The 23,139-nt window shown below is 58.1% G+C and carries 14 protein-coding genes and 3 rRNA genes; 10 read left to right on the forward strand and 7 right to left on the reverse strand.

Annotated features, from left to right (window positions below):
- Positions 1-130: 130 nt before the first annotated feature.
- The 4 genes from C8267_RS01930 to C8267_RS01945 all read right to left on the reverse strand — a co-directional run bounded on the left by C8267_RS01930 (position 131) and on the right by C8267_RS01945 (position 5,879).
- Positions 131-919: a DUF6624 domain-containing protein gene (locus tag C8267_RS01930; protein WP_158699663.1), complete on the reverse strand. Its 789-nt coding sequence runs from the start codon at positions 917-919 to the stop codon at positions 131-133.
- A 175-nt stretch (positions 920-1,094) separates the two neighbouring features.
- Positions 1,095-1,208 (reverse strand): 5S ribosomal RNA (rrf, locus tag C8267_RS01935).
- A gap of 89 nt (positions 1,209-1,297) precedes the next feature.
- A 23S ribosomal RNA gene (locus C8267_RS01940) occupies positions 1,298-4,168 on the reverse strand.
- 183 nt (positions 4,169-4,351) lie between these two features.
- Positions 4,352-5,879 (reverse strand): 16S ribosomal RNA (locus C8267_RS01945).
- The 16S, 23S and 5S rRNA genes sit together here, the layout of an rRNA operon.
- Positions 5,880-6,394: 515 nt before the next feature.
- On the opposite strand from C8267_RS01945, the gene C8267_RS01950 reads away from it, so the two are divergent.
- Positions 6,395-7,015: a YiiX/YebB-like N1pC/P60 family cysteine hydrolase gene (locus C8267_RS01950; RefSeq protein ID WP_262494563.1), complete on the forward strand. Its 621-nt coding sequence runs from the start codon at positions 6,395-6,397 to the stop codon at positions 7,013-7,015.
- Between the two features lie 26 nt (positions 7,016-7,041).
- Here C8267_RS01950 and C8267_RS01955 read toward each other — a convergent pair whose 3' ends face one another.
- Positions 7,042-7,707: an MgtC/SapB family protein gene (locus C8267_RS01955; RefSeq protein WP_087360687.1), complete on the reverse strand. Its 666-nt coding sequence runs from the start codon at positions 7,705-7,707 to the stop codon at positions 7,042-7,044.
- Positions 7,708-8,053: 346 nt separating this feature from the next.
- Between C8267_RS01955 and rpmI the strand changes: the two genes are divergently transcribed.
- Both rpmI and rplT read left to right on the forward strand, forming a co-directional pair.
- Complete coding sequence (gene rpmI / locus C8267_RS01960) at positions 8,054-8,248, forward strand: 50S ribosomal protein L35 (protein ID WP_087360689.1); 195 nt, start codon at positions 8,054-8,056, stop codon at positions 8,246-8,248.
- Positions 8,249-8,341: 93 nt separating this feature from the next.
- On the forward strand, positions 8,342-8,686 hold the full coding sequence (rplT, locus tag C8267_RS01965) for a 50S ribosomal protein L20 (RefSeq protein ID WP_087360691.1): 345 nt from the start codon (positions 8,342-8,344) through the stop codon (positions 8,684-8,686).
- 237 nt (positions 8,687-8,923) lie between these two features.
- Here the strand turns inward: rplT and C8267_RS01970 are convergent, their stop codons facing one another.
- Both C8267_RS01970 and C8267_RS01975 read right to left on the reverse strand, forming a co-directional pair.
- Positions 8,924-10,420, reverse strand: a complete 1,497-nt coding sequence (locus C8267_RS01970; RefSeq protein ID WP_106633457.1) for a potassium/proton antiporter — start codon at positions 10,418-10,420, stop codon at positions 8,924-8,926.
- 647 nt (positions 10,421-11,067) lie between these two features.
- Positions 11,068-11,919 (reverse strand): energy transducer TonB family protein, encoded by an 852-nt coding sequence (locus tag C8267_RS01975; protein WP_234025655.1) that lies wholly within the window; start codon positions 11,917-11,919, stop codon positions 11,068-11,070.
- An 89-nt stretch (positions 11,920-12,008) separates the two neighbouring features.
- On the opposite strand from C8267_RS01975, the gene C8267_RS01980 reads away from it, so the two are divergent.
- The 7 genes from C8267_RS01980 (at position 12,009) to C8267_RS02010 (ending at position 23,113) form a co-directional block, all read left to right on the forward strand.
- Complete coding sequence (locus C8267_RS01980; protein WP_087360696.1) at positions 12,009-13,400, forward strand: bifunctional UDP-3-O-[3-hydroxymyristoyl] N-acetylglucosamine deacetylase/3-hydroxyacyl-ACP dehydratase; 1,392 nt, start codon at positions 12,009-12,011, stop codon at positions 13,398-13,400.
- Positions 13,401-13,500: 100 nt separating this feature from the next.
- Positions 13,501-14,295 carry an acyl-ACP--UDP-N-acetylglucosamine O-acyltransferase gene (gene lpxA / locus C8267_RS01985; RefSeq protein ID WP_106633458.1) on the forward strand — a complete coding sequence of 265 codons (795 nt, stop codon included), beginning with the start codon at positions 13,501-13,503 and terminating at the stop codon, positions 14,293-14,295.
- A 392-nt stretch (positions 14,296-14,687) separates the two neighbouring features.
- Positions 14,688-15,155 carry a ribosome assembly cofactor RimP gene (gene rimP, locus C8267_RS01990; RefSeq protein WP_087360700.1) on the forward strand — a complete coding sequence of 156 codons (468 nt, stop codon included), beginning with the start codon at positions 14,688-14,690 and terminating at the stop codon, positions 15,153-15,155.
- A gap of 84 nt (positions 15,156-15,239) precedes the next feature.
- On the forward strand, positions 15,240-16,472 hold the full coding sequence (nusA, locus tag C8267_RS01995) for a transcription termination factor NusA (RefSeq protein WP_087360702.1): 1,233 nt from the start codon (positions 15,240-15,242) through the stop codon (positions 16,470-16,472).
- A 30-nt stretch (positions 16,473-16,502) separates the two neighbouring features.
- Complete coding sequence (gene infB, locus C8267_RS02000) at positions 16,503-19,382, forward strand: translation initiation factor IF-2 (protein WP_106633459.1); 2,880 nt, start codon at positions 16,503-16,505, stop codon at positions 19,380-19,382.
- Positions 19,383-19,548: 166 nt separating this feature from the next.
- Positions 19,549-20,874: an acetyl-CoA hydrolase/transferase family protein gene (locus tag C8267_RS02005; RefSeq protein ID WP_106633460.1), complete on the forward strand. Its 1,326-nt coding sequence runs from the start codon at positions 19,549-19,551 to the stop codon at positions 20,872-20,874.
- A 160-nt stretch (positions 20,875-21,034) separates the two neighbouring features.
- Entirely contained in the window at positions 21,035-23,113 is a 2,079-nt protein-coding gene (locus C8267_RS02010) for a fibronectin type III domain-containing protein (RefSeq protein WP_158699664.1), read from the forward strand.
- Positions 23,114-23,139: the final 26 nt, after the last annotated feature.

Raw genomic sequence — 23,139 nt, forward strand, 5'->3', positions numbered from 1 at the left:
AAGGCCAGTGACCATCCGTTCGCCTGCCAGCTAGCTGCACCACTCCCCGGCTCGACTCCTCGTTCCAGAGCGGTTCCAGCAACAAATTCAGCCGAACGCCCCCCCCCCCGAAAACGAGCCACAAAGCAGACTATTTATCAGTCCGCACAGCATCGCGCCGGTGCCTGTACCATGAGTCAAAGATTGACTCGTGCAGTTGCAAATGGGTTTTGTAGTACTCCATACTCCAGCCCTGCTCCAAGCCGCAATCCGACATATACACCTGCAAGGGCTCCATACCTAAGCTCGCACGCAGTGAATCAACCCGCTCTGCATCCTGCAACGGCACCAGATAATCGACCCCATCTCTGGTTATCCGCTGAGTTCCATAGATTTGCCGCTCGCCCCGATTCATGAGACATCGGTCCGTGAGAAAGGCGTATTGCCACCCCTCGGCCGCACCGCTTTGGACCGCTTCTCTCAGAACCGGCAGGTACTTATTTTGAATCAACGAGTCCTGAGTGTGCTGTATACACAGGAACAGAGCCTCGTTGGCTTCATAGCCGACCTCCTCAGGGGCAAGCCAACCGTATTGGTCAATAATTTCAGCGACACGGCTGGCATTTCGGCAGTCTATCTGCTCCATCATCCGCCTGATTTGGGAGACATCCCTGTCCTTCTTCCGGGCATCGAGCAGCAGCAACCGAATTCCCTGGTCCATGTTTCTTATCCCGGTCAACTCCATGGCGATGGAATATAATTCGGCATTATAGGTTCTCTCATACGCATCGGGCAATCGGTCGCAGGTTCTGCCAAACGAAGCAGTATCGCCCTGTTCAAGATAAAAATAGCAGCTATCTGCCACATCAGAAAAGCTTTGCGCGTTCAGTCTGAGCGTCGTGAACGCAAGCAGCACCGCCGCATAGAAAATAGGCTTCATGCTCATGTATGCTAAATCAATACAAGTCTAAAAACTGATAGAAACAGAGTGCAAAGATAGCATTTTACACTTTACACCGAAACCGAAGACCGAAGACCGAAGACCAACGCCCGCCTTCCGCGCGCCGTTCGCCTATGGGCACAAAAAAAGGTCAGACCCTGTGAGTCTGACCTTGAAGAGGCGGCTACCTACTCTCCCACGGGAGAACCGCAGTACCATCGGCGTAAGTGAGCTTAACTTCTCTGTTCGGAATGGGAAGAGGTGGAACCTCACTGCTATAACCACCTAAAAGAACGTTTTTACGTGCGAGTACCTCTCGGTACAACCCGTCGCACCCGGTATAAGTTTGACATAAATCGGTTATGAGATAAAGTGCGCGAAAGAAAGCCTCTCGGGTAATTAGTACTGCTCGGCTTTGACATTACTGTCTTTACACCTGCAGCCTATCAACGTAGTCGTCTCCTACGCCCCTCAAGGGAAGACTTATCTCGGGGATGGCTTCGCGCTTAGATGCTTTCAGCGCTTATCCAAACCGAACGCGGCTACTCGGCGGTACACTTGGCAGCATAACCGATACACCGGAGGTTCGTCCAACTCGGTCCTCTCGTACTAAAGTCAGGACCCCTCAATCTTCCTACGCCCGCGACAGATAGAGACCGAACTGTCTCACGACGTTCTGAACCCAGCTCGCGTGCCACTTTAATCGGCGAACAGCCGAACCCTGGGGACCTTCTCCAGCCCCAGGATGTGCCGAGCCGACATCGAGGTGCCAAACCGCCGCGTCGATATGAGCTCTTGGCGGCGATCAGCCTGTTATCCCCGGAGTACCTTTTATCCTTTGAGCGATGGCCAGTCCACACAGAACCACCGGATCACTATACCCTACTTTCGTACCTGGTCGACTTGTAGGTCTCACAGTCAAGCGCCCTTATGCTATTGCACTCTTCGTACGGTTACCATTCGTACTGAGGGCACCTTGGGAAGCCTCCGTTACTCTTTTGGAGGCGACCACCCCAGTCAAACTACCCACCAAACGGTGTCTCCCTTGCGGGGTTAGAACTCAAATACACAAAGGGCCGTATTTCAACGTCGGCTCCACGAACACTGGCGTGCCCGTCTCACAGCCTCCGGCCTATCCTACACATTGTGTACCCAAATTCAGCGTTAAGCTATAGTAAAGGTTCACGGGGTCTTTTCGTCCCGTCGCGGGTACCCGGCATCTTCACCGGGACTACAATTTCACCGAGCTCACGGTTGAGACAGTGTCCAGATCGTTACACCATTCGTGCAGGTCGGAACTTACCCGACAAGGAATTTCGCTACCTTAGGACCGTTATAGTTACGGCCGCCGTTTACTGGGGCTTCGATTCAATGCTTCTCTTGCGATGACATCCCCTCTTAACCTTCCAGCACCGGGCAGGTGTCAGGCCCTATACTTCTTCTTTCGAATTTGCAGAGCCCTGTGTTTTTGATAAACAGTCGCCTGGACCTCTTCGCTGCGCCCTACTTGCGTAGGGACCCCTTGTCCCGAAGTTACGGGGTTAATTTGCCTAGTTCCTTAACCGTGATTCACTCGAGCACCTTAGGATACTCTCCTCGACCACCTGTGTCGGTTTACGGTACGGGTGACATGCACTATAACTTAGAAGATTTTCTCGGAAGTCGACTTGGGTGCACTATCGGATTGGCCGTAGCCGCTCCGTACTGTCAGGTCTCAGCAGGAACTAACTCTTAATCTGTCCCTATACCTACACCCTTTAACCACCTATTCCGTCAGGTGGCGGCACTTACGTTCCTTCGTCTCTCCATCGAGGCACATGTCAGTATCGGAATATTAACCGATTGTCCATCGATATCGCCTTTCGGCTTAACCTTAGGACCCGACTAACCCTGATCCGATTAGCGTTGATCAGGAAACCTTGGTCTTGCGGTGTGCGGGTTACTCTCCCGCATTATCGTTACTCATGCCTACATTTGCTTTTCCATACGCTCCACCGATTCTCACGAACCGACTTCAACGCGAATGGAATGCTCCCCTACCACACTTTCGTGTCCAGAACTTCGGTGATATGCTTGATGCCCGTTTATTATCCACGCTCTGTCGCTCGACTAGTGAGCTGTTACGCACTCTTTGAATGAATAGCTGCTTCCAAGCTAACATCCTAGCTGTCTCTGCAACAAAACATCGTTAGTTCAACTTAGCATATTCTTGGGGACCTTAGTTGCTGGTCTGAGTTGTTCCTCTTTTGTGACCGGACATTAGCACCCGGCCGCTCACTGCTGTAAATCATACTACCGGCATTCGGAGTTTGTCGGGATTTGGTAGGCGGTGAAGCCCCCGCATCCAATCAGTAGCTCTACCTCCGGTAGACTCTCAATTACAACGCTGCCCCTAAAGGCATTTCGGGGAGTACGAGCTATTTCCCAGCTTGATTAGCCTTTCACCCCTACCCTCAAGTCATCGAGAAGCTTTTCAACGCTTATTCGTGCGGACCTCCAGTTGGTGTTACCCAACCTTCATCCTGCTCAAGGGTAGATCGCAAGGTTTCGCGTCTACAACCACTGACTAGCCGCCCTGTTCAGACTCGCTTTCGCTTCGGCTCCGTGACTCCTGTCACTTAACCTCGCCAGTGATTAGTAACTCGTAGGCTCATTATTCAATAGGCACGCCGTCACGGCACAAAGCCGCTCCGACAGGTTGTAAGCGTATGGTTTCAGGTTCTTTTTCACTCCCCTGTTCGGGGTACTTTTCACCTTTCCTTCACAGTACTGGTTCACTATCGGTCTCTTGGGAGTATTTAGCCTTACCGGGTGGTCCCGGCGAATTCAGACAGGATTCCTCGTGTCCCGCCCTACTCAGGATACCGCTATCGCATGACTTGATTGCCTGTACGAGCCTTTCACTCTCTATGGACGACCTTTCCAAATCATTCCAGTTCTCAGTCACTTGAATATTGCAGTCCTACTACCCCGCATTTGCCGTAACAAATACGGTTTGGGCTCCTTCCATTTCGCTCGCCGCTACTTTGGAAATCGATGTTTCTTTCTTTTCCTCCTCCTACTAAGATGTTTCAGTTCAGAGGGTTGGCCCACTTTCGTGTGACAGGTCTTCTACCTGCCGGGTTGTCCCATTCGGAGATCTCCGGATCAATTCTTGTTTGCAAATCCCCGGAGCTTTTCGCAGCTTACCACGTCCTTCGTCGCCTCCAAGAGCCTAGGCATTCCCCATACGCCCTTCATTACTTTCTTTCTTCCTTCCCGAAAACCCTATTGCGTTCTCGGGAGGCCTTATCTCATAACCTCAATCATGTCAAAGAACTTCGGAACTTGCGTTCCTCATGAACAGCACTCGGTTCGAACCTACGCCTAAAGCGGTGCTGTTGTAGCGTGTCTTTGAAGTTCAGAGCAGCTTACCTTTGAAACAAGCTCCAGAAAGGAGGTGTTCCAGCCGCACCTTCCGGTACGGCTACCTTGTTACGACTTAGCCCCAGTTACCGGTTTTGCCCTAGGTCGCTCCTTGCGGTCACGAACTTCAGGCACCCCCAGCTCCCATGGCTTGACGGGCGGTGTGTACAAGGCCCGGGAACGTATTCACCGCGCCATGGCTGATGCGCGATTACTAGCGAATCCAACTTCATGGAGGCGGGTTTCAGCCTCCAATCCGAACTGAGATAGGCTTTCGAGATTCGCATCCCTTCGCAGGGTAGCTGCCCTCTGTACCTACCATTGTAACACGTGTGTAGCCCCGGACGTAAGGGCCGTGCTGATTTGACGTCATCCCCACCTTCCTCTCGGCTTACACCGGCAGTCCCGCTAGAGTGCCCAGCTTTACCTGATGGCAACTAACGGTAGGGGTTGCGCTCGTTATGGGACTTAACCCGACACCTCACGGCACGAGCTGACGACAACCATGCAGCACCTAGTTTCGTGCCCCGAAGGGAAGACTTGTTTCCAAGTCCGTCACTAACTTTCAAGCCCGGGTAAGGTTCCTCGCGTATCATCGAATTAAACCACATGTTCCTCCGCTTGTGCGGGCCCCCGTCAATTCCTTTGAGTTTCATTCTTGCGAACGTACTCCCCAGGTGGATAACTTATCGCTTTCGCTTAGTCACCGACATTGTATCGCCGACAACGAGTTATCATCGTTTACTGCGTGGACTACCAGGGTATCTAATCCTGTTTGCTCCCCACGCTTTCGTGCCTCAACGTCAGATATAGCTTGGTAAGCTGCCTTCGCAATCGGTGTTCTGTATGATCTCTAAGCATTTCACCGCTACACCATACATTCCGCCTACCGCAACTACTCTCTAGTCAAACAGTATTAGAGGCAGCGCCGGTGTTAAGCACCGGAATTTCACCTCTAACTTATCTGACCGCCTACGCACCCTTTAAACCCAATAAATCCGGATAACGCTTGGATCCTCCGTATTACCGCGGCTGCTGGCACGGAGTTAGCCGATCCTTATTCGTACGATACTTTCAGCCGAATACACGTATTCGGGTTTACCCTCGTACAAAAGCAGTTTACAACTCATAGAGCCGTCATCCTGCACGCGGCATGGCTGGTTCAGACTTCCGTCCATTGACCAATATTCCTCACTGCTGCCTCCCGTAGGAGTTTGGTCCGTGTCTCAGTACCAATGTGGGGGGTTAACCTCTCAGTCCCCCTATGTATCGTCGCCTTGGTGAGCCGTTACCTCTCCAACTAGCTAATACAACGCATGCCCATCCATAACCACCGAAGCTTTCAACCCCAAGTGATGCCACTCGAGATGTTATGGGGTATTAGTACCAATTTCTCAGTGTTATCCCCCTGTTATGGGTAGGTTGCATACGCGTTACGCACCCGTCCGCCGGTCGCCGACAATTGAAGCAAGCTTCAATCTCGCTGCCCCTCGACTTGCATGTGTTAAGCCTGCCGCTAGCGTTCATCCTGAGCCAGGATCAAACTCTCCATTGTAAAAAATGTTTTGTTAAATCTTTAGCTCTATCTCAAAGGTATTGTTTGAAATCACTCCGAAGAGTGGATAAACTTTAGCTGCTCAAATACTTCAAAGAACACCGTTCCTATATTGCTATAAAGAACTTTCTCTTTTTTCAGTCCCCCGCCGGCCTTGTCGGCCCCTCGGTGAACCGTCCCAGTTTTTAGTGGGAAAGTGGTGCAAAGGTAATTCCTTTTTTTGAAACCTCCAAATCTTTTTCGATGTTTTTTTCAAACCCCGAATCAGACCGGATATTCGAAAGAACCTTGCTCCCGCCTCAAGTTCCAAACCCTCGTGGGTTTCTCTCTCAAAGCGGGTGCAAAGATAAAGACTTTTTTAGCTTTTTTACAAACTTTTCACAACTTTTTTTCGATTTTTTACACCCGAAAATGCAATCGACAGATTATCAGCGAGATTTCAAAATGACATGGAAAGCATTATCTTTGTCCTGCAAAGAGAGAAGTGCATGAAACATTTATTAATATATATAGGTATGGCATGTGCCGCTGCCAGTTGTACCCCGGCCCGGCCGAAGCTTCAGAGCGGCGATTTGCTCTTTGAGGCGGGAGCCGGCTCGGCAATGAGCGAGGCAATTCGCTCGGCAACGGGCTCCGCTCGGGAGCTCTCCTACACCCATGTGGGCATCGCCGTGGTGAACGGCGGGGCCGATTCGGTACTTGAGGCGACCTCGGAGGGCGGCGTGCGGATGACGACGCTCGAAGAGTTTCTGGAGGGGGCGGCACGCATCGACGGGGCCCCGGCCGTCACGGCAGCGCGACTGAGGGATACATCGGGGCTTGCCGCCTCACTTAACCGCGCACGGCAGCATCTGGGCAAGCCCTACGACTACTCGTACCGGCCCGACAACGGAAAGATGTATTGCAGCAAATTGGTATGGGAGAGTTACCGCCGGCCGTCGGGCGAGCGCATCTTCCCGGCACGGCCGATGAACTTCCGCGACGAACAGGGCGAACTGCCCCGCTACTGGAGGGAGCTCTACGAGCGGCTCGGCGAGGAGGTGCCGGAGGGTGTGCCGGGAACCAACCCCAACGAGATGGCACGCGACAGCGCACTCCGCATCACGGGCCACTTCTTCAGATTCAGAGACAGATAACGGCCGAAAGCCGGGACAAAGGGCGTTCAGACAATCCGTTCGACCGTGATATCGGGGTCATTCTGCAGCACGGCCAGGTAGCGGTCTTCACCCGCCGAGCTTTTGGCCCGAATGACGAGCGTCGCGCGGTAGAGCATTCCCTCCCCGCTCCGCTCGGCCGTCACCTCGTAGGAGAGGACCGTATAATCCTCGGACTTGAGGCGGTTGAAGGCCTCGTTGAGCACGTTGCGGTCGGCAGCCGAGAAGACGAGCATGATGCGCCGCTGCCCCAGGCGGCGGAAGACGAGGTTAAGCCCCTCGAGACCAATCAGCGTGAGGACCGTCGCCGCTCCGGCAACCAGATACATTCCGGCGCCCGAAGCCAGACCGATGCCGGCCGAGGCCCAGAGGCTGGCGGCGGTCGTCAGGCCGCGGACCAGCTGACGGTGGATGATAATCGTACCGGCACCGATGAAGCCGATGCCGCTCACCACCTGTGCGGCGATGCGGCTCGGGTCGAGCTTCACCTCGGGCACGGCCGAAAGAATGTCGCTGAAACCGTACTGAGAGACGAGCATCATCAACGCACTGCCCATCGCCACCAGAAAATGGGTGCGGAAACCTGCATCCTTCACCCGATATTCGCGGTCGAGTCCGATGACCGTTCCGCAGAGCCCTGCCACGCAGAGCCTCAAGACAAAATTCCACTCCATGATGTGCTCTTCCACTATTTTAGGACGGCAGAGGCATCCGCCACCGAAGCTCTTCGCACCTGAGCAACCGCGCCCTTCAGGCCGGGCCTCTCGGCAGGCCCCGTCACGGACAGCCCCTTCCGTACTACAAATATAGTACAAAACAGCCGGACGGCCAACCCCCGCCGGCTACTGCGGGGGGATATGACCCTCACGGCGCAGGCTCCACCCCGCCCTACCCCCTCTGCGGCGGTTGCCGGCAGGAGATTTTGCGTCCGAAATACGAAAAATTTGTTCCGAACGTATTGTTCCACGAAAAAATTTGTATCTTTGCAGGCTATGTTTAACGAATTAACTGTTTACGACCATGCCAAAAATGAAAACTAATGCCGCTGCGAAGAAGCGTTTCACCTTCACCGGCACAGGTAAGATTAAGCGTCAGCACGCTTATCACAGTCACATCCTGACCAAAAAGACTAAAAAACAGAAGCGTAACCTCTGCTATTCGGGTATCGTTTCGGCAGCCGATGAGGCTAAAATCAAGAACCTGCTCGTCAAGTAATTGACCTGCGGAATTTTACTAATCAAGAGCGAATCAGCCCCGAAGAACGTGAGAGAAACACGTCGCTGACAGCTCTCAAAAACTTTAATCACTATGCCACGTTCAGTTAATGCTGTTGCGTCTCGCGCAAGAAGAAAAAAGGTTTTGAAACTTGCCAAGGGTAACTTTGGTTCAAGGGGAAATGTGTGGACCGTTGCCAAAAACACGGTCGAGAAGGGTCTGCAGTATGCTTATGCACACCGTCAACTCAAGAAGCGGACATTCCGTTCGCTGTGGATTATGCGTATCAACGCTGCCGTCCGCGCGCAGGGAATGACCTATTCGCAATTCATCGGCAAAATCAACGCCAAGGGCATCGTCCTCAACCGCAAGGTTCTGGCCGACCTGGCAATGAACGAGCCGAAGGCATTCGAAGCAATAGTTAATGCAGTTAAATAGCACGGTCGGGCCTGAGCCCGGCGAGTTCACCGCAGCCGCGTCGGAAAGGCAACTTGCCGCCGCGCTGCAAAAAAGGCGGGACGCCCCACAGGGTGTCCCGCTCTTTTTTGTCTGAAACATAGAAGTCACCGGCCGAGCGCTCAAACAAAAAGCGCGGCTCCGCTGCGGAACCGCGCACGACCGGACAGACGGCCGCCTCTCATCGGGGCTGCCTCCAGCTCTCCCGGACGACGTCGCTCAGAGCTTCATGACATCGTCTATCCCCATATCCTTGTAGGTGGTGGCCAGCTCCTCGCCCCGGTCCGAAATCACCAGCAGCTTGTCGCCCACCTTCAGCTCGGTCTTGCCCTGCGGCACGAAATATTCACCGTCGCGGCAGACCATCATCACCAGCGTATTGTCGGGCAGAATAATCCGGCTGAGCGTATGTCCGTTCTCGAGCATCCCCTCGTTCACCTCGACCTCGGTGAGCACCGAATGGATGTTGTCCTGCATGTCGACGTCGAACGACGGCTTGCGCTCCTTGAAGGCCAGGCCGAGCAGGTTGGCCATGCCGCTCACGGTCGTTCCCTGGACCAGCAGCGAGATGATGGTTCCGATGAAGACCACATTAAAGAGCAGCTCGGCATGCTCGACGCCCGCCATGAGCGGGTAGGTGGCAAAGATAATCGGCACGGCGCCGCGCAGCCCCACCCACGAGACGTAGAGCCGGGCCTTGGCGGAGAAGCGACGGAAGGGGGCCATGCAGAGTAAGACCGAAACGGGGCGCGCCACCAGCATCAGGCAGGCGGCCACCACCACGCCGAAAATCAGCACGCGCGGCTCGAAGAGTTCATGGCTGTTGACGAAGAGGCCCAGCGTGAGGAACATCACAATCTGCACCAGCCAGGTGAAGCCGTCGAAGAAAATCGTCAGCGTCCGTTTCTGCGTCAGCTTGTAGTTGCCCACGACCAGTCCCGAAATGTAGACCGCCAGATAGCCGTTGCCGCGCAAAAGGTCGGTAAACGAGAAGGAGAAGAAGATGAAGGCCAGCAGCAGCACCGAATAGAGCGACGTGTTGGTCAGATTAATCCGGTTGATGGTCCAGACGGCCAGCCGTCCGATAAGATAGCCCGAAAGGGCTCCGACAACAAACTGAACGACCAGCATCAGCAGTCCGGAACCGATGCCCATACCGCCGGCATCGGGCGAGGTGAGCACCCCGACCAGCAGCACCGTAAGCATGTAGGCCATCGGGTCGTTCGAGCCGCTCTCGAGCTCGAGCAGCGGACGCAGGTTCTGGCTCAGCCCCTGCTTTTTGGTTCGCAGAATCGAGAAGACCGACGCCGAGTCGGTCGAGGCCATCGTCGAGGCGAGCAGCAGCGCGAGGGCAAAGGGCATCTCGATGCCGAGCCACGGCGCGATGAACCAGACCAGACCGGCCACGATGAAGGCCGTGACAATCACACCGACCGTCGCCAGCAGCACTCCGGGCCCGATAACCGGACGTATGTCAGAGAACTTGGTATCCATGCCGCCCGTGAAGAGAATGACGCAGAGGGCAATCATGCCGATGAATTGCGTCATGTCGAGCGAGCGGTACGAGATGAAGTGCCACCCGAAGAGCATGCCGACCCCCAGAAAGAGTAGCAGCGCCGGTGCGCCGAAGCGATAGGCCAGCTTGCCCGCCATCACCGCCACGAAGAGCAGCAGGGCGCCAATCAAGACGATATTTTCGGTACTGAAGTAAACCATCGATATTCGTTTGTTACAATTCGGAAATCCACATCGGCAAGGCCCCGCCGTCGGGGTCATGCCGCCCGCGTGCACGGCGCGGCGCGCAAAAAACGGGCCATAACCGACTGATGCACAACTCAGGCCATAGTGCCCCGCCTGCGGTTCACGCCGTCTTCCGCCGTCCCACAGCCGGCGCAGACAGCTCCGCCGATGCGGAGGCGCAACCGGGTGCAAGACGAAGGTTCCTCCGACAAAGAGGCACCCGGACCGGCTTCCCGACGGAACCGCATCATCGGAACGTTACAAAGATAGGAAAAATTATCCGCCAGAGGCTGCTCCCGCTCCGAAAAAGCCCGTCGTTGGCGAAAAATGGGAGAGCAATCGGGAAAAATGGAAAAGGCGGTCCTCATCCGCCTGCAGCAGAGAGCGGCGTCTCGCTGCGGAGAGATTCCCGCCTGTGAAACGCCCGGCCGAAGCTGCCTTCGCAAACAGCAAACGAGAGCCGGGATAGCGAAAGGCGACAAGAAAAGAGGGCGCAAACCGTCGAACAGTTCGTGCGGAGCGCACCGCCCCGCATGCCGGAATATTTCCGGACACGCCAGGGCATGCTGCTCGCCGGGGCATGCCAAGACACACCCTGCGCGGCAAAGCCCGGACCGGATATGCTACTGGGGAATGAAGATGTAGGTGATGGTTCCCGTCTGACGTGCGGGAGCCGAGTCGTCGATGTTGAAGAGCGAGTTGCGCGCGGCACGTTCGGCCATCTCGCGCATGCAGGCGTCACCGCCCGACCGCACACGGGCGGCCGTCACCTCTCCGGCCCGGTTGACCGTGATTTCGACCACCACCTCGCCGCCGCCCTCGCACCGGTAGGCCGGCACCTCGAGGTAGCGCTTCGTCCGCACGGGATTCTTCAGCGAGAAGGAGACCGTCACGCGTCCCTTGACCTTCACGTCGCTGCTCTCGCCCGTTTTGCCGCCGCCCCGCCGCTCGCGGATGGCCCGCTCCTCGGCCAGCCCCTGCTCGTAGGCCTCGCGGTTGGCCCGCAGCCGCTCCTCGGCGTCGGAGGCCGCCTCGTCGAGCGCACGCATGTCGGTGCCGCGGTCGTCGCGCAGTTCCCCTTCCGCGGCATTCTCGTTCGACATGCGGTTGCGGATGCTCGCCCAGTCGGCCGCATCCTGCTGCCGCTGGCGCACCTCCTCCTCGAGCTGCTCGCGCTGCTCCTCCAGCTCGGAAAGCGTCTGCAGGTCGATGAACATCCCCTGCGTCTGGGCACGCTGTCCGATGACGATTTTCGAGCTGACAAAGACAATCATCACCACCAGATAGGCGATGAGCGTCACGCACAGACCCACGCGATGGTCGTAGGCCCACGACCCCGCATCCTCGCGCCGGTTGTCGAAGGGCAGGTTGAGCCGGGGACGCCGTCCGGCGGGACCCTTTCCGCGCTCCGGAGCGGGGGCGGCTTCACGACCGGAGGAGGGTTCGACCGGATTATTCTGTCGGCTGGGAGTCATTCGCTGTGCTGAAATTTGTCCGCAAAAATAACGCTTTTTAACGAAAAATTAATATATTTGCGCGCAAATATACAACAAATTCACCGCCTATGTCTACCAAACAACAAACGCTCAAGGCTCCCATCTCCTTTTCGGGAAAGGGCTTACATACCGGCGTCAGCGTGAACATGACCATCCGTCCCGCTCAGGCCGACCGCGGCATCGTATTCCGGCGCATCGACCTCGAGGGCTGCCCCGAGATTCCGGCGCTCTGCGACTACGTAGTGGATACCTCGCGCGGCACGACCATCGAGCATGCCGGCAACCGGGTCAGCACCATCGAGCACGTCATGTCGGCCCTCTGGACACTGGGTGTGGACAATGCCGTCATCGACATCGACGCCCCGGAGACCCCCATCATGGATGGCTCGGCACGCGAATACGCACAGGCCATCAGCCAGACGGGCCTCGAGGAGCAGGAGGCGGAACGCAAATACTTCCAGGTGACCGAGAAGATGGTCTACACGATTCCCGAGAAGGGCGTGGCCATCATCCTCTTCCCCGACGACGAATTCTCCGTATCGCTCCACGTCGACTACAACTCGAAAATCATCGGCAACCAGTACGCCACCTTCAACCCCGGTGACGACTACACGGCCAAAATCGCCCCCTGCCGCACCTTCGTCTTCCTGCACGAGCTCGAGCCGCTGATGAAGATGAACCTCATCAAGGGCGGCGACCTGGACAATGCCATCGTCGTGGTGGAGAATCCCGTACCCGACGAGCAGCTGGAGCACCTCAAGAAAATCTTCAACAAACCCGATATCCGCATCACGGGGGGCTATCTGAACAACCTCGAGCTGCGCTTCAACAACGAGCTGGCACGCCACAAGCTGCTCGACCTGCTGGGCGACTTCGCCCTGCTGGGCCAGCGCATCAAGGGTCGCGTATGGGCCACCCGCCCGGGCCACTTCGCCAACACGGAGTTCATGCGCCAGCTCAAGCACACCATCCGCAAGGCGGGCGAGAAGCCGCGTTACTACTACGACTGCCGCAAGCCGGCGCTCTACGACATCAACGACATCCGCCGCATGCTGCCCCACCGTCCCCCCTTCCTGCTCATCGACCGCATCTTCCACTGCGACAGCACGTCGGTGGCCGGTATCAAGAACGTCACGATGAACGAGCCCTTCTTCGTGGGACACTTCCCCGAGGAGCCCGTCATGCCAGGCGTGCTGATTGTCGAGGCGATGGCCCAGTGCAGCGGCATCATGGTGCTGCGCAGCGTTCCCGACCCGGAGAACTACTCGACCTATTTCATGAAGATTGACGGCGCGAAGTTCAAGCACAAGGTCGTTCCCGGCGATACGCTGCAGTTCGAAATCCATCTGCTCGAGCCCATCCGCCGGGGTGTCGCTCTGGTCGAGGCCAAGGCCTTCGTCGGCGAGACGCTCGCCTGCGAGGCTACGCTGATGGCCCAGATTGTCAAGAACAAGAAGTAAAACCCGTACGGAGGGGCCTTCTGCAGCCGGTTGCTGCGGGAGGCCCTCTGCCGTCACCCGGCCTCCATGCGCTGCCGGACAAACGACGATATTCCTATATATGATTAGCAAGTTAGCATACGTACATCCCGACGCAAAACTCGGTGCCAACGTCACCGTCGAGCCCTTTGCCTGCATTGCCGGCGACGTGGTCATCGGCGATGACTGCTGGATTGGCCCCGGCGCCGTGATTCACGACGGCGCCCGCATCGGCAAGGGGTGCAAAATCCATACGGCCGCTTCGATTGCCTGCCTGCCGCAGGACCTGAAGTTCGCCGGAGAGGTCACGACCGCTGAAATCGGCGACTACAACGACATCCGTGAGTATGTGACCATCAGCCGCGGCACCGCCTCGCGCGGCAAGACCGTCGTGGGTGACCACAACCTCATCATGGCCTACGTGCACATCGCCCACGACGACGTGGTGGGCAATCACTGCGTCATCGCCAACCGCGTTTCGCTGGCCGGCGAGGTCGAGGTGGGTGACTGGTGCGTTATCGGCGGCCACGTGGCCGTACACCAGTGGGTGCGCATCGGCACCCATGCGATGGTCCAGGGCGGCGCGCTGGTAGGCAAGGACATTCCGCCCTACGTCATCGTCCGCAACGATACGCTGCGCTTCGCCGGCATCAACAAGATTGGTCTCTCGCGCCGCGGATTCACGCCGCAGCGCATCGGCGAAATCCACGACGCCTGCCGCATCCTCTTCCAGAGCGGGTTGAACTATCTGGCCGGCTGCGAGGAGGTGGAGCGTCAGATTCCCCAGAGCGACGACCGCGACGCACTGCTGCAATTCATCCGCTCGTCGCAGCGCGGAATCATCAAGCCCTATGCGGCCGATGCGGAAAAAGCATAGTTTGCACGGTTTTTTCGAAGAAAGTGTTGGTTTCTTCGGAAATTAATCCTATATTTGCATTGTCGAAAGACGAATGCACGCAGTAAGGGGACGCAAAAGTCCCCTTATTTCGTAGTAATACCCCACCCCATCCGGGCTTTCGCCCCGAAAAAGGGCCACCGCCCAACGGCCGATGAGGCGTCCGCAGGCACGGACAAAAAATGAGAAGGCCGAGCGGGCAAGGCCGGAGCGAACAAGGAGGAGGATGCGAGCACGGGAGCCAGGGGGGGGCGAGAGAAACAGGGGGAACAAAGGACCGCAAGACCGAAGGGCCGATGGACCGGGGGCTGGAAGACCGATGGACCGGGAGACCGGCGGAAAAACCGAAACCGAACGAAGCACAACAAGAGACTATGATAGATACTCAGAAAATCATCGCACTGGCCGAGAGCCGGCTCGCTGGAACGGACATGTTCGTGGTGAGCTGCACCTGCACGGCGGGCAACGACATCGAACTGCTCATCGACAGCGACACGTCGGTCGACATCGACACCTGTGCCGACCTGAACCGCGCCATCGAGGAGGTGCTCGACCGCGACAACGAGGATTTCTCGCTCACGGTCGCTTCGGCCGGCATCGGCTCGGAGCTCAAACAGCTGCGCCAGTACCGCAAGCTCATCGGCCGCTCGGTCGAGGTGCTGCTGCTCAACGGCACGAAGATTCTTGCACGGCTCGACGCCGCCGACGACCAGGGCATCACCCTCTCCTACGAGGAGAAGCAGGCCGTCGAGGGCAAGAAGCGCAAGCAGAGCGTCACGGTGAGCCGCACCTACCCCTTCACCGAGGTCAAATACACCAAGGAGTATCTCGATTTCAAATAGCGCCGGAGCCGCCGCGCCTCCATGAGACGGATTGAGGCGGATGAAGACTAAATCGGAAACAAAACAAAAAAACATAGAACGACAATGGACAATCTCAACCTTATCAGCAACTTTGCCGAGTTCAAGGAGTTGAAGAACATCGACAAGAGCACGATGATTGGCGTGCTGGAGGACGTCTTCCGCCACGCGCTGCAGAAGCAGTATGAAACCGACGAGAATTTCGACGTCATCATCAACCCCGAAAAGGGCGACCTCGAAATCTGGCGCAACCGCACCGTCGTCGAGGACGGCGCCGTGGAGAACCCCAACATGCAGATTGCCGTCTCGGAGGTCAAGGCCATCGACCCGACCTACGAAATCGGCGACGAGTATGCCGACGAAATCAAGCTCTCGTCGTTCGGCCGCCGTACGGTGCTCTCGCTCCGTCAGAATCTGGCCTCGCGCATCCTCGACCTCGAGAAGGCCAACCTCTACGAGAAGTATTCGGAGAAGGTGGGCGAAATCGTCACGGGCGAGGTCTACCAGGTATGGAAGAAGGAGGTGCTGGTCCTCGACGACGAGGAGAACGAGCTCATCCTCCCGAAGGCCGAGCAGATTCCCAACGACTTCTACCGCAAGGGTGACACCATCAAGGCCATTGTCAAGAGCGTGGAGATGAACAACAATCAGCCGCGCATCATCCTTTCGCGCACGGCGCCCCAGTTCCTCGAGCGGCTCTTCGAGCAGGAGGTGCCCGAAATCTTCGACGGTCTGATTACCATCAAGAAGATTGTCCGCATCCCCGGCGAGCGCGCCAAGGTGGCCGTCGAGTCCTACGACGAACGCATCGACCCCGTGGGCGCATGCGTCGGCATGAAGGGCTCGCGCATCTACTCGATTGTCAAGGAGCTGCGCAACGAGAACATCGACGTGGTGAACTACACCTCCAACCCGCAGCTGATGATTCAGCGCGCACTCAACCCCGCCAAGATTTCATCGATTACCATCGACGAGGAGAAGAAGACCGCTTCGGTATACCTCAAGCCCGACCAGGTCTCGCTGGCCATCGGCAAGGGCGGTCTGAACATCCGCCTTTCGAAGATGCTCACGGGTTACGACATCGACGTCTACCGCGAAGTCGAGGAGGAGGACGTCGCCCTCACGGAATTCGCCGACGAAATCGACGGATGGATTATCGACGCGCTGAAGGCCGCCGGCTGCGATACGGCCAAGAGCGTGCTGGAGCTCCCCGTCGAGGAGATTGCCAACCGCGCCGACCTCGAACTGGAGCAGGCACAGAAGGTCGTCGAGATTCTCAAGGCCGAATTCGAAGAGTAACTTAAAGCAAGAAAGGAGAGAAGAGATATTATGGGTAACGAAAGAAAATTAAGGCTCATTCAGGTTGCAAAGGAGTTCAAGGTGGGGCTCAACACCATCACGGACTTCCTGCAGAAGAAGGGCATCAAAAGCGACGGGTCGCCCAATACGCTGGTCGACGCGGAGACCTATGCCGTGCTGGAGAAGGAGTTCGGCGCCAACCGCAACGCCGGCAACGCCCGTGAAAGTGTCCGCGAACGGATTTCGATGAAACAGGGCACCGTGACTCTGGAGGCGGCCAAGCAGAAGGAGCGCGAGGAGGAGAAGGAGGTGGTCATCAAGAGCCACGTCATCAGCGTGAAGGATGAGATTCCGCAGCCCAAGTTCCTCGGCAAAATCGACCTGAATCCCAAACCGAAGGCTCAGGTCGCCCATACCGAGCCTGCACAAGGCGCGGCAACGGCTGCCGCTGCCGCAAACCGTCCCGTACAGACCGCCGAGCCGAAGGCCGAGGCGCCGAAACCGGCCGCTCCCGCACAGCCGGCCGCACCCGCCGCCGAGCCGAAGGTTGAGAAGAGCGAGGCTGCGGCACCGGCCCCTGCCCCCGCCGCTGAAACGGCACCCAAGGCGGTCGAAACACCCCGCCCCGCCGTAGCAACGCCGGCAGCCCAGCCGGCCGAAACGGCGCCCAAGGCTGCCGAAGCGGCTCCGGCCGAGGCTCCGAAGGACAACGTTTTCCGTCCGACCATCACGCCGCTGGCCGGACCTCAGGTGCTCGGCACGATGGATGTCTCGGGCTTCGTTCCGGGCGGACGCCACAAGCGCAAGCGCCTGCAGAAGGAGAAGGTCGACGTGACGAAGAGCGCCCAGAAGAGCGGCAATGCCCAGGGTAACAGGGGCGGCAACGGTCAGGGCGGCCAGAACCGTCCGGGCGGCCAGCAGAACCAGCAGAATCAGCCCAAGCCGGGCGAAGGCCGCCGCAACAAGAACAAGAACAACAAGGCTCCGAAACCCATCGTCCGTCCCGAAGTGAGCGACGAGGAGGTATCGAAGCAGGTCAAGGATACGCTGGCCCGACTGACGGCCAAGGGTGCCAAGAGCAAGAGCGCAAAATACCGCAAGGACAAGCGCGAGGCGGTCGCCGAGCGCATGAACGAGGAGTTCGAACGCGAGGAACAGGAACGTTCGACGCTGAAGGTGACAGAGTTCGTCACCGTGAGCGAGCTGGCCACGATGATGAACGTATCGCCTACGGAGGTCATCACCGCCTGCATGAACCTGGGTCTGATGGTATCCATCAACCAGCGGCTCGACGCCGAGGCGCTGGTGGTCGTCGCCGAGGAGTTCGGCTTCAAGGTCGAGTTCGTATCGGTAGAGATTCAGGAGGCCATCCACAACGACGAGGACAAGGAGGAGGACCTCGTTCCGCGTCCGCCCATCGTGACGGTGATGGGTCACGTCGACCACGGTAAGACCTCGCTGCTGGACAACATCCGCAAGACGAACGTCATCGAAGGCGAGGCGGGCGGTATCACGCAGCACATCGGTGCCTACAGCGTGGAGCTCAACGGACAGAAGATTACCTTCCTCGATACGCCGGGTCACGAGGCCTTCACCGCCATGCGTGCCCGCGGCGCCGCCGTGACCGACGTCGCCATCATCATCGTGGCGGCCGACGACAACGTCATGCCGCAGACCATCGAGGCCATCAACCATGCCCAGGCGGCCGGTGTGCCGATGGTCTTTGCCATCAACAAAATCGACAAGCCGGGTGCCAACCCCGACCACATCAAGGAGCAGCTCGCCCAGATGAACTACCTGGTCGAGTCGTGGGGCGGCAAGTATCAGGACCAGGAGATTTCGGCCAAGAAGGGCATCAACCTCGACAAGCTGCTCGAGAAGGTGCTGCTCGAGGCCGAGATGCTCAACCTGAGGGCCAACCCCAACAAGAAGGCGGTCGGTACGGTCATCGAGTCGACGCTCGACAAGGGGCGCGGCTACGTCTCGACGGTGCTCGTGCAGGGCGGTACGCTCCACGTGGGCGACGTCATCCTGTCGGGAACCTACACGGGCCGTGTCAAGGCGATGTTCAACGAGAACGGCAAGAAGGTGACCGAGGCCGGTCCCTCGACGCCGGTCCAGGTGCTCGGTCTGAACGGCGCGCCGCAGGCCGGTGACTCATTCAACGTGATGGACGACGACCGTTCGGCCCGCGAAATCGCCAACAAGCGCGAGCAGCTGCAGCGCATGCAGGGCATCATGACCCAGAAGCACGTGACGCTCGACGAAATCGGCCGCCGCATCGCCATCGGCTCGTTCAAGGAGCTGAACATCATCGTCAAGGGCGACGTGGACGGTTCGGTCGAGGCGATGTCGGGTTCGCTCATCAAGCTCTCGAAGGAGAGCGTCCAGGTGAACGTCATCCACGCCGCCGTGGGTCAGATTTCGGAGTCCGACGTGCTGCTGGCCGCCGCCTCGAACGCCATCATCGTCGGCTTCCAGGTGCGTCCGTCGGCCGCCGCCCGCAAACTGGCCGAGAGCGAGGAGATTGAAATCCGCCTCTACTCGATTATCTACGACGCCATCAACGACATCAAGGATGCCATCGAGGGCATGCTCGAGCCGGTGATGAAGGAGGAGATTGTGGCTTCGGTCGAGGTGATGGAGATTTTCAAGATTTCGAAGGTGGGCACCGTTGCGGGCTGCATCGTCCGCGAAGGCAAGCTCACGCGCAACACCCCGATTCGTGTCATCCGCGACGGTATCGTCATCTACACCGGCAAGCTGGGTTCGCTCAAGCGCTTCAAGGACGACGTCAAGGAGGTCACCTCGGGTCAGGACTGCGGTCTGAACATCGAATCGTTCAACGACGTCAAGATTGGCGACATCATCGAGGGATACGAGCAGGTCGAGGTAAAACGGACCAAGTAACCCGTGTAGAGAGAATAGCGGCACCGACCCGGCGCAGAGCGCTCCCCCGCCCGACTCCGCAAGCATGTGCAGCGGGCATCGGAGCGGCACAGCGCCGGCGGGAACCGCACCCCGGAAACGGCAACAACCAAAACTAAAGGCCTAATACCAAAAATTTACACACACAATGAACACCCAAATCAAATTCACGACACCGGAGGAGGCCGTCAAGGTCATCAAGTCGGGCGACCACGTCCACCTGAGCTCCGTAGCATCGGCACCCCAGTGCCTCATCAACGCCATGTGCGCACGCGGCGAGGCGGGCGAGCTGAAGGATGTACACATCCACCACCTGCACACCGAGGGCCCGGCACCCTATGCCGACCCGAAGTTCGAGGGGGTCTTCCAGCTCGATTCGTTCTTCGTAGGCGGCAACGTCCGCAAGGTGACCCAGAGCGGCTATGCCGACTACATTCCCATCTTCCTGAGCGAGACGCAGCGTCTCTACCGTTCGGGAGTGGTTCCCTGCAACGTGGCCATGATTCAGGTCTCGGCCCCCGACAAGCACGGCTACGTATCGCTGGGCACGTCGGTCGACGCCACGCTGGCTGCCGTCGAGACGGCCGAGCACGTCATTGCCGTCGTGAACAAGCACGTTCCCCGCGCCTTCGGTGACGCGATGATTCACGTCTCGAAAATCGACCTCTTCGTTCAGGACGACACGCCGCTCATGGAGGCACACTTCACCGAGCCCAACGAGATTGAGACGGCCATCGGCAAGCACTGCGCTGCGCTCATCGAGGACGGCGCTACGCTGCAGATGGGTATCGGCGCCATTCCCAACGCCGTGCTGGCACAGTTGGGCAACCACAAGGACCTCGGTATCCACACCGAGATGTTCGCCGACGGCGTACTGCCGCTGGTTGAGAAGGGTGTCATCAACGGCGAGGCTAAGAACATCGACAAGGGCAAGATGGTATCGACCTTCCTGATGGGTTCGCAGCGCGTCTACGACTTCATCGACGACAACCCGGGCGTGCTGATGATGGACGTCGGCTACACGAACGACCCCTACATCATCGCCAAGAACGACCGCGTGACGGCCATCAACTCGGCGCTGCAGGTTGACCTTACGGGTCAGGTATGCGCCGACTCGCTGGGCACGAAGTTCTATTCGGGCGTCGGCGGTCAGATTGACTTCGTCTACGGAGCCTCGCTCTCGAAGGGCGGCAAGGCCATCATCGCCATGCCTTCGATTACGAACAAGGGTGTTTCGAAGATTGCCCCCGTGCTGACGCCGGGTGCCGGTGTGGTTACCACGCGCAACCACATCCACTGGTTCGTCACCGAGAACGGTGCCGTGGACCTCTACGGCAAGACGCTCCAGGAGCGTGCCCGCCTGATTATCTCGGTGGCACACCCCTCGGCCCAGGAGGAGCTCGACCGCGCCGCATTCGAGCGCTTCGGTTCGCACCACCACTATGTGAAGAACTACATGGCCCAGAAGAAGTAGCCCATACTCTTCCCGCCAAATGCAGTCCCTGTCAGAGAGTCTCTGGCAGGGATTTTTTATGCCGATAAAGAGGGGAAAATAGGCTGAAAGGTCCGGTGATGCATCGAAGCAATTTTTTTGTCTATATTTGATTTCACCCATAAACCCTTAAAAACAACCTATGAAAACCTTTTTCAAAGAAATTCTCCGTACCCTGACGTATCGGAGTGTATTCCTGTTGTCGCTGCCGATGCTGATGCTGGCTGCCCCGTCGTGCGAAAAGAGCGACGAACCCGACCCCACGGCACTCAAGGCCCCGGTGCTCACGGCCGGGGAGACGACCAACTCCTCGCTCGAAGTGCGCTGGGAGGCGGTCGAACGGGCCGCGCACTACGAGTGGGAGTTCAACGGCACCAGCGGTGAGACGACCAACCACAGTTTCTTCGCCTCGGACCTTACCCCCTCGACATCCTATACGCTCCGCGTCAGAGCCTGCCCGGCGGCCGAAAACAAGAGCCTGCTGCCGTCGGAATGGAGCGAAATCACACTCACGACCGGCGAACGGAGGCTGGAGGATGTGCTCAGCATCAAGATTCTGCACATCAGCGACATCGGCGTGCAGGTCGAAAGTTCGTCGACGCAGACCGAGGAGACCTACTACCTGAGAATCAGCTCGGCCGACCAGGTCGACGGCCGCTCCGACGAGGAAATCCGCGCCGCCGACCGCGCCTTCTTCGAGGAGGAGGCCCGCACGCTCGGATTCACGCTGAGCGAATACCTCGACCTGCGGCTCGACAAGGGGACGACCGTCACCACCTCGGGGGCACTCTCCCCCAACTCGGCCTACTGCGTCTACGGGTACGGCATGCGCAACGACGGCACGGTGACCTCGAACCTGGTGCGCAAATCCTTCCGCACGCTGAGCAACGAGACGCCCCAGATAGCCATCACGCTCGGAACGATTGAAACCACCTCGGTCGAGGCGTCGTTCGCACCGCAGGACGGCGACATCGAATATGCCGCACTGCTGCGTCCGGCTGCCGCATACCTCGAGCTGGGCGACGAGGAGTGCCTCAAAAAGCTGGTCGAGGAGCTGGTCAAGGAGGGCATCGACGGCACATCGCTGCTGAAGGGCGACGCCACCCGCACCTTCGACATGCTGACGCCCGATACCGAATACCTGCTCTTCGCCTTCGGATACGACGCCGAGTCGCAACAGGCCTTCACCTCGCTCTCGCGCAAGGTCTTCAAGAGCGCCCGCGAGTTCTCGGAGCTCACCGTGGAAATCACCGTCGAGGACATCACCCCCGAGACGGCACAGGTTGCATTCATCCCTTCGGACAAGAACGCCACCTATTTCTATTCGGTCGAGCCGGCTCACCAATTCGAGGGGCTCACGGACGAAGAGTTCATCGCCCGGGCCGTAGCCAACGCCAAGGCGAGCGGACTGCTGAGCTTCTACCTCACCTCGGGCGACGAGGCCTACCGTCAGGACCTCTACCCCGACATGGACTACGTTGCCTTCGCCTTCGGATTCGAATACGGTTCGATGCAGGTTACCACGGGGCTCTTCCGAAACGAGTTCCGCTCGGGCCACCTCGACGTTCCCGAACTCGGAATCGACATCAAGGTCTCGAACCTCACCTCCGACACCGCCACCGTAACCTTCACCCCGACCAACGACGAGGCCTACTACTTCTCCTACGTGGCACCCTCGGCCGAATTCGCCGGACTCGACGACGACGCGATGATTGAGAAGGCCCTCTCGCTGCCGGGCTACGCATTGGCCTTTGTCGACTGCGGAACGCTGGACTTCGACGCGGAGCTCTCGCCCGGGACCGAATATACGGCCATAGCCTTCGGCTACGAGCACGACATGCCGACCACCAAGCCCTTTACGCTCACCTTCACCTCGCCCGAATGGGAGGACCCGAGCCAGCTCTTCAAGATTTCGCACTCGAACCTCACCTCCGATTCGGCCGACATCCACGTCATCCCGGCCGACAAGCAGATGCGGTACTTCTCCGACCTGAAACTGTCGTCCGACTACGAAGGGCTCACGGAGGAGGAAATCACCCGGAAGATGATTGACGAGGCGTGGTACATCTCGCTCTACATCCACTACGGCATTCTGGACGAACCCTTCTCGGGTCTTCAGGCCGACACGGAGTACACCTACTTCATCTTCGGATACGACAGCGATACGGGAACCCGCACCACCCCGGTAAGCAGCTACCGGATTCGCACGGCAGCCCAATAACCCGGACCGAACAAAAACAAGGAAGC

This window comes from Alistipes sp. Marseille-P5061, from assembly GCF_900290115.1.
In the GTDB taxonomy this organism is placed as follows: Bacteria; Bacteroidota; Bacteroidia; order Bacteroidales; family Rikenellaceae; genus Alistipes; species Alistipes excrementigallinarum.